The sequence below is a fragment of the Propylenella binzhouense genome (assembly GCF_009866965.1).
GTDB classification, from domain to species: domain Bacteria; phylum Pseudomonadota; class Alphaproteobacteria; order Rhizobiales; family Afifellaceae; genus Propylenella; species Propylenella binzhouense.
Genome location: NZ_SPKJ01000122.1, coordinates 1 through 9,982 on the forward strand (window position 1 = coordinate 1; position 9,982 = coordinate 9,982).

Below are 9,982 nucleotides of genomic sequence, written 5' to 3' on the forward strand. Positions count from 1 at the left end.
CGCGGCCGGGCGGGCCTGAGCGCTCACGCCTTCTGCGGGCCCGCCTGCTCCCTCGGAACGGGCGGCGCCTCCGCCGCGGCGGTCCGGCAGGCGGCGAGGATCTGGTCGCGGCTCGCCGCGACCGCCGCCTCGCCCGCGGCGATCGCCTCCTCGGCGCGGTGGAAGTCCATGACGCCGAGATGGCGGACCTCGGGCGTGACGAGGACATCGACCGGGTCCGCTGCGAGCCGGACCCGCGACACGAAATTCTCCATCACGAGGAAGGAGCCGGCGAGCACCTCGAGATAGGTCGGAATCGTCTCGGCCGGCTCGGCCGCTCCGCCTGGCTCGGGCGGCTCCGCTCGCTTCCGCAGCCGCCCGAGCCAGGCCGAGCGGGCGGACGACATCAGCCGCGTGCGGGGCTTCCGCCGCGTCACGATGCCGTTGCGGGTGACGAGGTCGCCGCTGAGGTTCACCCCGATGATGACGTCGGCGCCGAGGGCGCGGCAGAGCGAGACGGGGAGGGGGTTCACCAGCGCGCCGTCGACGAGCCACTGGCCGCGGAGCGGCACCGGCGTGAGGAGGCCCGGCAGCGCGAGCGAGGCCCGCACCGCGTCGATGAGGGAACCGGAGGTGAGCCAGGTCTCCCGGCCGGAGCCGAGTTCGGTGGCCACCGCGCCGAACGTGCACGCGGCGTCCTCGATCCGGATGTCGCCGATATGCCTGCGGCAGAAATCGACGATCCAGCGGCCCTCGATGAGCCCGCCCCGCGCGAAGCGGAGGTCGAGGAAGCCGAGAGTGCGGCTGAACGTCATTGCATTCGCGAGCTCGTTGAGCGTCTCCAGCCGTCCGGCGGCATAGGAGGCGCCGACGAGCGCCCCGCTCGAGCAGCCGCAGACCACGTCGGGCCGGATGCCGAGCCGCGCGAGCGCCTGCAGCACGCCGATATGCGCCCAGCCGCGCGCGACGCCCGAACCGAGCACGATGCCGATCCTCGGCTTCTGGCGCGGCTGCGGCCACTCGGCCTCGCCGGCCTGGGCCGGCCTGCGCCGCTCCGAGGCTCTCGCCAGCGGCTTCATGGTCCTCGGCGGCTTCGGCCGCGCCGGCCGGACTTGATCCTCGTCAAGGTGGCCCACCCAATCTCGCGGAGAATGCGACCGTTCCCGGCGCGTACGAAGGCGCGCCGGTCGTTCATAGCACAGGAGAACGACCATGAGCGAAGTTCAGCCGGCACCCGCCGAGACCAAGAGCGCGGCGCCCGCCGCAGCCCAGGCGCCCGCGGCCGCCGAGCCGGCGTCCGCCGATCCGTTCCTGGCGCTCCGCCGTCAGATGGACAGGCTCTTCGACGACTTCCAGACCTCCTGGCCGTTCGTCGGCCGCTCGCTCTGGGAGAGCGAGTTCGCCCGCCCGGTCCGCGACTGGGTCGGTGGCAATTGGGGCGCCGTCGAGGCTGCGGAGGCCGACGGCGCCTACCGCATCTCGGTCGAGCTGCCCGGGTGCGAGGAGAAGGACATCGACGTCGGCTATTCCGACGGCATGATCACCATCAAGGCCGAGAAGCGGCAGGACTCCAACGAGGAGAAGGAGGACGTGCACGTCTCCGAGCGCCGCTACGGCTCGTTCCGCCGCTCCTTCCACGTTCCCGAGGGGGTCGACGCCGACCGGATCGACGCGACCTTCAAGAACGGGGTCCTGACGCTCACCGTGCCGAAGACCGAGGCCGCCAGGCAGGCGGTGAAGAAGATCGCCGTCACGCGCGTGTGACGGCCGGCCGCGCCGGGCGGCGCCGGAACCCTCCCCCGGCCCCGCTTGGCGCGGCGCTCCATTCCTGCGAGAAGACGCCGACCGGGACGATCGGGCGGCGGAACGGGTGCGGATCGCGACCTTCAACACGGAGAATCTCGGCGAAGGCGAGGCTTCCGACGAGGCCGACCGGCGCCGGATCGCGATCCTCCGGCCGCAGCTCCTCCGCCTGGAGGCAGACGTCGTCTGCCTGCAGGAGGTGAATGCGCCCCGCGACCCGGATGGCATACGCCGCCTCTCGCTCCTCGACGCGCTCCTCGCCGGGACGCCCTATGCGGCGTTCCACCGCGCCGCCTCCACCCGCCCCGGCGCCGGGGGCCCGGCCGGGGGCCCGATGGACAGGCACAATCTGGTCGTGCTCAGCCGCTGGCCGATCTCGGCGCAGCGCCAGGTCTTCCACGATTTCGTGCCGCCCGTGCCGCATGCCTTCCTCGCCGGCGGAGCCGGCGCGGCGGGCGCCGACGGCGCGATCCGCTGGGACCGGCCGCTCCTTCACGTCGAGATCGCGGTGCCCGGCGGTCGGCGCCTGCACGTTCTCGATCTGCATCTGCGGGCGCCGCTCGCCGCGCCCGTGCCGGGCCAGAAGACGGGCCCGTTCGCCTGGGCGAGCGTGAGCGGCTGGGCGGAAGGCTATTTCATCGCCTCGGTGAAGCGCTCGGGCCAGGCGCTCGAGGCGCGGCTCCTGGTGGAGCGGATCCTCGACGCCGAGCCCGAGGCGCTCGTCGTGGTCGCCGGCGACTTCAACGCGGAGACCGGCGAGGCGCCGACGCGCATCCTGCTCGCCGACATCGAGGATACCGGCAATGGCGCGCTCGCCGGGCGCAGCCTCGTCCCGCTCGAGCGCAGCCTGCCGGAGAGCCAGCGCTTCTCCGTGATCCATGGCGGCCGGCGCATGATGCTCGACCATTTGCTCGCCTCGCGGCCGCTGCTTGCGCTCTATCGCGGGCTCGAGATCCACAACGAGGCGCTCGGCGACGAGCTCGTGGCGCGGTCGGGCGTCAGGGACAGCCCGGAATCCTATCATGCCCCGGTGGTCGCGACCTTCGCGCTGCCGGAGACCCCGGAGCAGCCTTCATGACCGTGCTCCTGCTCGGCTTCGAGCCCTATGGCGGTCGGAGCAGCAATCCGGCGGAGGCGATCGCGCGCACGCTCGACGGCGAAACGATCGGCGGCCTTGTCGTCCGCGGGCGCGTGGTGCCGGTCCGCCACGAGGGCCTTGCGGCGGAGCTCGCCCGTCTCTTTGCGGAGGTCCGTCCGCAGATCGTGATCGGCCTCGGGCTCTGGCCCGGCTCCGCAATCGTCCGGATCGAGCGGATCGCGGTCAACATCGCGGATTTCGAGATCGCCGACAATGCCGGCGCGCGGATCTGCGGAGCGGTGGAGGCGGGCGGCCCGACGGCGCTTGCGGCGACGCTCCCGATCCGGGCGATCCGCGCGCGGCTGCTCGAAGCGGGCATCCCGTCCGCGCTTTCGAACGGGGCGGGCACGTTTCTCTGCAACGCGCTCATGTACCGGACGCTCCGCCTCGCCGCGGAAGCCGTGCCGCGGCCCTCCTGCGGCTTCCTGCATCTGCCGCACAGCCACGCCGATCTCGCGGCGATGATGGAGGAGCAGGCCCGCTCCGGCCGGCCCGGCGCCGGCCGGCTGTCGGAGACGCCGTCGATGGAGCTCGCCGCCATGGTCCGCGCGGTACGGCTCGCGATCGAGACGGCGGCTTCGGCAGGCCGAGCCTGATCGGAGGAAGGAGGCGGCGCGCCGTTCAGCCGGCGGCGGGATTCTCGCTCACCGCCGCCTTCCGGCCGCGCCCCTTGGGGCGGGCGGCGTTCCGCGCCGGCGAGGGCGGCGCCGTCGAGCCGCGCACGACGAGCTCGACCGGCAGCACGATATGGCGCGGCTTGCGGTGTTCCGGCGCCTCCTCGATCATCTCCACGAGCAGCTCCGCCGCCATCGCGCCGGCCTGGTACTGCTCGATCCGGATGGTGGTGAGCGGGGGAAACAGGCGGTCGAGCATCGGCATGTCGTTGTAGCCGGTGACCGAGACGTCGTCCGGACAGGCGAGGCCACGCTGGCGCAGCGCGGCGATCGCGCCGATGGCGAGCCGGTCGTTGGAGCAAACGATTGCAGTGAAAGGCACGCCGCCGTCGAGGAGCTCCGCGGTGCAGCGCTCGCCTTCGTCCTCGTTGAACCCCGACGCGAACACGACCAGGCGCCGGTCCGGATCGAGGCCGAGCGCCGCGCGGACGCTCTCGAAGGCCTCGTAGCGCTCGCGCCCGGTGGAGAAGGATTGCGGGCCGGCAATATTGGCGATCCGCGTGTGGCCGAGATCGGCGAGATGCGCGAGCACGCGGCGCATGCCGTCGCGGTCGTCGTGGACGACGGAGGCGATGTCCTCGCGCTCGACGCGCCGGTTCACCGTGACGATCGGGATCGCCTCGGCGAGAAGCCGCTCCACGAGCCGGTCGTGCCGCTCGACGCTGGCGAGGACGAGCCCGTCCACGCCGCGCCAGAGCAGCGTGTCGGCGATGGCCGCCTCGCGGCCGGCCTTGCCGTCGGTGTTGGCGAGAATCGCGAAATAGCCCTGGTCGGCCAGCGCGTCCTCGACGCCGCGGATGATCGGCGGGAAGATCGGATTGGTGATGTCCGGCACGATGACGCCGATCGTGCGGGTGCGCTTCGTCTTCAGCGAGTAGGCGGCCGCATTCGGCCGGTAGTCGAGCCGCTCGCTCGCCTTCAGGATCCGGTCCGCGATCTCGGGCGTGATGAGATGCCGCGTCTTCGGATCGAGCGCTCGCGAGACCGTCGAGACGTGGACCCCGACCGCCTGTGCGACGTCCTTGAGAGTTACGCGCTTGCGCATCGCGCCATGGTCGATTCCATGGGACAGGACTATAGATTGCTGCAGACGCCCCGCCAATCCGGCGCGCGGAGACCGCGATTTCCGCGCCAGTCCGACGAGGTTGACTCGCCGCCGGCGCGGTGCTTTACATGCAAACGATTGCAGTGTCCACGCCGCTCGGACCAAGAAGGGGCGCTTCCCCGCGGCAGGAGGAAACGATGGACCAGAAAGTTTTGAGACCCCACAACATCACCGGCGATCCCGCGGCCTTCGCGCTTGAGCCGAACTGGATGTGGGATCGCCACATTCCGGCGCCGGGCCACATCAATGTCGATTTCGAGCGGCGCGTCGACTACGACCGGCTGCGCTCCTACCGCCTCGCGCGCGCCCGGCAGGCGCTGAAGAATTCCGAGTGCGGGGCGCTGCTCCTCTTCGACGTCAACAACATCCGCTACGTCACCGGGACGAAGATCGGCGAGTGGGAGCGCGACAAGCTCTGCCGCTTCGCGCTGCTTGCCGGCGACGAGGAGCCGGTCGTCTGGGACTTCGGCTCCGCGGCGGTGCACCACAAGCTGAACTGCGACTGGCTGGTGCCGGACAATTGCCGCGCCGGGATGCTCGGCATGCGCGGCACGGTGCCGCCATCGGTCGGCCTGATGCGCAACCACGCGACCGAGATCATGTCGCTGCTGCGCGATGCCGGCGTCGCCGACATGCCGGTCGGCGTCGATCTCGCCGAGACGGCGATGTTCTTCGAGCTGCAGAAGGCCGGCATGAAGGTCGTCGACGGCCAGCAGGTCATGCTCGACGCCCGCGAGATCAAGAACATCGACGAGATCACGCTGCTCAACCAGGCGGCGGCGATGGTGGACGGCGTCTACCACATGATCTGGGAGGAGCTGAAACCCGGCCGGCGGGAGAACGACATCGTCGCCCTCGCCAACAAGATGCTCTACGAGATGGGCTCCGACGACGTCGAGGCCATCAACGCCATTTCCGGCGAGCGCTGCAATCCGCATCCGCACAATTTCACGGACCGGCTGCTGCGCCCGGGCGACCAGGCCTTCTTCGACATCCTGCAGGCCTACCAGGGCTACCGGACCTGCTACTACCGCACCTTCAATGTCGGCCGCGCCACCCCGGCGCAGCACGACGCCTACAAGAAGTGCCGGCAGTGGCTCGACGACGCCATCTCGCTCATCAAGCCGGGGGTGAGCACGGACACGGTCGCCCGGGTCTGGCCGGCGGCCGAGGAGTTCGGCTTCCCGAACGAGCTCGCCGCCTTCGGCCTGCAGTTCGGCCACGGGCTCGGCCTCGCGCTGCACGAGCGTCCGATCATCTCGCGCCTCGTCTCCCTCGACAATCCGATGGAGATCAAGACCGGCATGGTGTTCGCGCTCGAGACCTACTGCCCGGCGAAGGACGGCTATTCGGCCGCGCGGATCGAGGAGGAGGTGGTCGTCACCGATACCGGCTGCACGGTCATCAGCCTGTTCCCGGCCGAAGAGCTTCCGATCGCCAACGCGTATTGAGGGCAGCCGGCCGGCGGGCGGACGGCGCCCGGCCGGCGCGGCGTCGCGAGGAGGAATCGCCAGTGGACGCGATCACGCCCAACGGGGCGAACGACGATATCGGGCTCGACACGCGGCTCGAGCTGTTCCGAAAGCAGGTCGAGATCCGCGACTTCGAGAAGCGGGCCTACGACCTTTTCCTGCAGAACCTCGTGAAGGGGACGAGCCATCTTTCGCTCGGCCAGGAGGCGATCGCCGCCGGCATGGCGACCGCCATGCAGCCGGGCGACCTCTCGTTCTGCACCTATCGGGGCCATGCCCACACGCTCGCGCGCGGCGTCTCGATGGAGAAGGTGCTGGGCGAGCTGATGCAGCGCGACAACGGCCTGATGCGCGGCAAGGGGGGCTCGATGCACCTCACCTCCGCCGAGCACGGCGTCATGGGCTCCTACGCCATTATCGGCGCGCATCTGCCGATCGCGTGCGGGTCCGCCTGGCGGGCGCAATATCTCGGCCAGCCCGACGTGTCGGTATGCTTCTTCGGCGACGGCACGACGAATATCGGGGCGTTCCACGAGGCGGTGAACTTCGCGGCGGTGTGGAAGCTGCCGGTCGTCTTCGTCTGCGAGAACAACCTCTACATGGAATACACGCCGATCGCGGACGTGATCCCGATCGAGCATCCCGCCGCCGACCGCGCCTCGGCCTACGGGCTCGAGCGCATCATCGTCGACGGCAACGATGCCGACGCGGTCTTCCGCGAGGCGCTCAAGGCCTATGCCAAGGCGCGGGCCGGGCAGGGACCCTCGCTCATCGAGTGCCTCACCTACCGGCATTCCGGCCATTCGCGCGCCGATCCCGCCAAGTACCGGCCGGAGGGCGAGCTGGAGCGCTGGATGGAGCGCGATCCGATCAAGATCTACCGGCAGCGGCTCGTCGATTTCGGCGTCGACGGCGAGACCATCAAGGCGATCGAGCAGGCTTCGAAGAAGAAGGTGGAGGCCGCGACGGAGACGTGCAAGGCGGCGCCGCCGCCGCCGGTCGAGATCCTGACGAGCGACGTCTATGCGGATGGGGGCTGGGCATGGCGGAACTGACTTATCGCGACGCCGTCGCGCGCGGCATTGCGCAGGAGATGGAGCGCGACGAGCGCGTCGTCTTTCTCGGCGAGGACGTCGGCAAGCCCGGCGGCGTCTTCAAGGCGACCGTCGGCCTCTACGAGAAGTTCGGGCCGAAGCGGGTGCGCGACACGCCGATCTCCGAGCAGGCCATCCTCGGCGCCGCCATGGGCGCGGCGATGACCGGGCTGCGCCCGATCGCGGAGATCATGTTCTCCGACTTCCTGGCGGTCTGCTTCGACTACATCGCCAACGAGTTCCCGAAGAGCCGCTACATGACCAACGGCCAGCTCGGCTGCCCGCTCGTCGTGCGCACCGGCAACGGCGCGGGCTCGCGCTTCGGCGCGCAGCATTCGCAGTCGGTCGAGAACTGGGCGATGATGATCCCGGGCCTCAAGGTGGTGGCGCCGTCCTCGCCCGCCGATGTCGTCGGCCTGATGGCGGCGGCCGTGCGTGATCCCGATCCCGTCATCATGTTCGAGCACAAGTCCCTCTACGCCACCAAGGGCGAGGTCCCCGACGGCGAGATCCTCGACACGCTCGGCAAGGCCAAGGTGCTGCGGGAGGGGAAGGACGCGACGATCGTGGCGCTTGCGCTGATGGTGCCGCGCGCGCTCGAGGCGGCGGAGCGCCTCAAGGCGGAGCAGGGGATCGACTGCGAGGTCATCGACGTCCGCTCGCTCGTGCCGCTCGATACCCAGACCATCCTCGGCTCGGTCGGCAAGACCGGGCGCCTCTTCACGGTGGAGGAGAATCCGCGGCTCTGCGGCTGGGGCGCGGAGATCGCGTCGATCGTCGCCGACGAGGCGTTCTACGACCTCGACGGTCCGGTGGTGCGGATCACCACGCCGCACATCCCGCTGCCGGCGGCCGACAATCTCGAGGACATCGTCCTGCCCACGCCCGGCCGTATCGTCGAGAAGATCACCCGCTCGATGAACTGAGGGTCGTGCCATGAAGCATGCAGCATTCCCGAACCTTCCCACCCAGCTCTTCCTCGGGGGCGAGTGGCGCGACGCCTCGGACGGCGGCACCTTCGATGTCGACAACCCGGCGACCGGCGAGGTGATCGCGACCGTCGCGAGCGCCACCGTCGCGGACGGCATGGCCGCGCTCGACGCGGCCGAGAAGGCGTTCCCCGCCTGGGCGGGGCTCAAGCCGCGCGAGCGGGGCGAGGTGCTCCGGAAGGCCTTCGAGCTCATCATGGCCCAGAAGGAGGAGCTCGCGCGCCTCGTCACCATGGAGAACGGCAAGGCGCTGCCGGATTCGCGCGCCGAGATCGCCTATGCGGCCGAGTTCTTCCGCTGGAGCGCGGAGGAGGCGGTGCGCGCGATCGGCGACCTCTATCGCGGCCCCTCGACCGGCGCGCGCATCATGGTCGGCCACAAGCCGGCGGGCATCGCCGTGCTCGTGACGCCCTGGAACTATCCGGCCGCGATGGCGACCCGCAAGATCGGCCCGGCGCTCGCCGCCGGCTGCCCGGTCGTCCTGAAGCCGGCTTCGGCGACGCCGCTCACCATGCTCGCGCTGATGCCGATCATGGAGCAGGCCGGCCTGCCGAAGGGCATCATCAGCGTCCTGCCTTCGCGCAGCACCGGCAAGCTCGTCGACGCGCTCCTGCACGATCCGCGCGTGCGCGTGGTGTCCTTCACCGGCTCCACCGAGGTCGGGCGGACGCTGCTCCGCTCCGCCGCCGACAACATCGTCAACCCGGCCATGGAGCTCGGCGGCAACGCCCCGCTCGTCGTCTTCGACGACGCCGATCTCGACAAGGCGGTCGAGGGCGCGATCCTCGCCAAGATGCGCAATCTCGGCGAGGCCTGCACGGCGGCGAACCGCTTCTACGTCCACGACAGGGTGCACGACGCCTTCGCCGGGAAGCTCGCGGCCCGGATGGCCGCCATGAAGGTCGGGAACGGCCTCGAGGAGGGGGTCGAGGTCGGCAGCCTGGTCAATGCCGAGACCCGCGACAAGGTGGTGGAGCTCGTCGAGGACGCCGTCGCGCGCGGCGCGAAGGTGCTGACCGGCGGCAGGCCGATCGAGGGCGGGGGCTATTTCTATCCGCCGACCGTGATGGTGGACGTGCCCGAGGACGCCCGCTGCTTCCACGAGGAGATCTTCGGGCCGGTCGCCGCGCTGACGCGCTTCTCCGACGAGGACGAGGTGGTCCGCCGCTGCAACGACACCGAATACGGCCTCGTCGCCTACGTCTTCACCGGCGACCTGAAGCGGGGGCTCGCCGTCTCGGAGCGCCTCGATTTCGGGATGATCGGCCTCAATCGCGGCCTCGTCTCCGATCCGGCTGCGCCGTTCGGCGGCATGAAGCAGTCCGGCATCGGCCGCGAGGGCGCGCATCACGGGATCATGGAGTTCCTCGAGACCCAGTACATCTCGGTCGAGTGGTAGGGCCCGTCGGGGCAGGGGAGAGCGATGGACGTCCTGATGCCGCAACTCGGCGAAACGGTCGCCGAGGGCACGATCAGCACCTGGTTCAAGTCGGTCGGCGACGCCGTCGAAGCGGGCGAGAACCTGTTCGAGATCGAGACCGACAAGGTCAGCATGGAAGTGCAGGCGATCGAGGGGGGCGTGCTCTCCGAGATCCGCGTCAAGACCGGCGAGAGCGCCAGGGTCGGCGCCATCGTCGCCGTGATCGGCGACGGGGCCGCGGCGGCGCCGCCTGCCGGCGGCCTCGCCGGGGCGGTGGCCACGACGGGTGCGCCCGACGACGCGCCGGG

General features: G+C 70.5%; 10 protein-coding genes. 8 read left to right on the forward strand and 2 right to left on the reverse strand.

Going from position 1 to position 9,982, the window contains the following annotated elements:
- Nucleotides 1-23 precede the first annotated feature (23 nt).
- Nucleotides 24-1,058 (reverse strand): patatin-like phospholipase RssA, encoded by a 1,035-nt coding sequence (gene rssA / locus E4O86_RS20600; protein WP_161142431.1) that lies wholly within the window; start codon nt 1,056-1,058, stop codon nt 24-26.
- A gap of 133 nt (nt 1,059-1,191) precedes the next feature.
- Between rssA and E4O86_RS20605 the strand changes: the two genes are divergently transcribed.
- The 3 genes from E4O86_RS20605 (at nt 1,192) to E4O86_RS20615 (ending at nt 3,516) form a co-directional block, all read left to right on the forward strand.
- Nucleotides 1,192-1,743: an Hsp20/alpha crystallin family protein gene (locus E4O86_RS20605; protein ID WP_161142432.1), complete on the forward strand. Its 552-nt coding sequence runs from the start codon at nt 1,192-1,194 to the stop codon at nt 1,741-1,743.
- Between the two features lie 106 nt (nt 1,744-1,849).
- Nucleotides 1,850-2,860 carry an endonuclease/exonuclease/phosphatase family protein gene (locus E4O86_RS20610; protein ID WP_161142433.1) on the forward strand — a complete coding sequence of 337 codons (1,011 nt, stop codon included), beginning with the start codon at nt 1,850-1,852 and terminating at the stop codon, nt 2,858-2,860.
- Nucleotides 2,857-3,516: a pyroglutamyl-peptidase I gene (locus E4O86_RS20615; RefSeq protein WP_161142434.1), complete on the forward strand. Its 660-nt coding sequence runs from the start codon at nt 2,857-2,859 to the stop codon at nt 3,514-3,516. Before E4O86_RS20610 ends, E4O86_RS20615 begins: the two co-directional genes overlap by 4 nt.
- 25 nt (nt 3,517-3,541) lie before the next feature.
- Here E4O86_RS20615 and E4O86_RS20620 read toward each other — a convergent pair whose 3' ends face one another.
- Nucleotides 3,542-4,639, reverse strand: coding sequence for a LacI family DNA-binding transcriptional regulator (locus tag E4O86_RS20620; protein WP_161142435.1), 1,098 nt, complete (start codon nt 4,637-4,639; stop codon nt 3,542-3,544).
- 197 nt (nt 4,640-4,836) lie between these two features.
- Between E4O86_RS20620 and E4O86_RS20625 the strand changes: the two genes are divergently transcribed.
- The 5 genes from E4O86_RS20625 to E4O86_RS20645 all read left to right on the forward strand — a co-directional run.
- Nucleotides 4,837-6,150, forward strand: coding sequence for a M24 family metallopeptidase (locus E4O86_RS20625; protein ID WP_161142436.1), 1,314 nt, complete (start codon nt 4,837-4,839; stop codon nt 6,148-6,150).
- Nucleotides 6,151-6,212: 62 nt separating this feature from the next.
- Nucleotides 6,213-7,226 carry a thiamine pyrophosphate-dependent enzyme gene (locus tag E4O86_RS20630; RefSeq protein ID WP_161142437.1) on the forward strand — a complete coding sequence of 338 codons (1,014 nt, stop codon included), beginning with the start codon at nt 6,213-6,215 and terminating at the stop codon, nt 7,224-7,226.
- The gene (locus tag E4O86_RS20635) at nt 7,214-8,191 is read left to right on the forward strand and encodes an alpha-ketoacid dehydrogenase subunit beta (RefSeq protein ID WP_161142438.1); all 978 of its coding nucleotides are present in this window, start codon (nt 7,214-7,216) and stop codon (nt 8,189-8,191) included. Before E4O86_RS20630 ends, E4O86_RS20635 begins: the two co-directional genes overlap by 13 nt.
- Nucleotides 8,192-8,201: 10 nt before the next feature.
- Nucleotides 8,202-9,653 carry an NAD-dependent succinate-semialdehyde dehydrogenase gene (locus tag E4O86_RS20640; protein WP_161142439.1) on the forward strand — a complete coding sequence of 484 codons (1,452 nt, stop codon included), beginning with the start codon at nt 8,202-8,204 and terminating at the stop codon, nt 9,651-9,653.
- Nucleotides 9,654-9,677: 24 nt separating this feature from the next.
- On the forward strand, nt 9,678-9,982 hold a 305-nt coding region (locus E4O86_RS20645; RefSeq protein ID WP_343039204.1), incomplete at its 3' end, for a biotin/lipoyl-containing protein.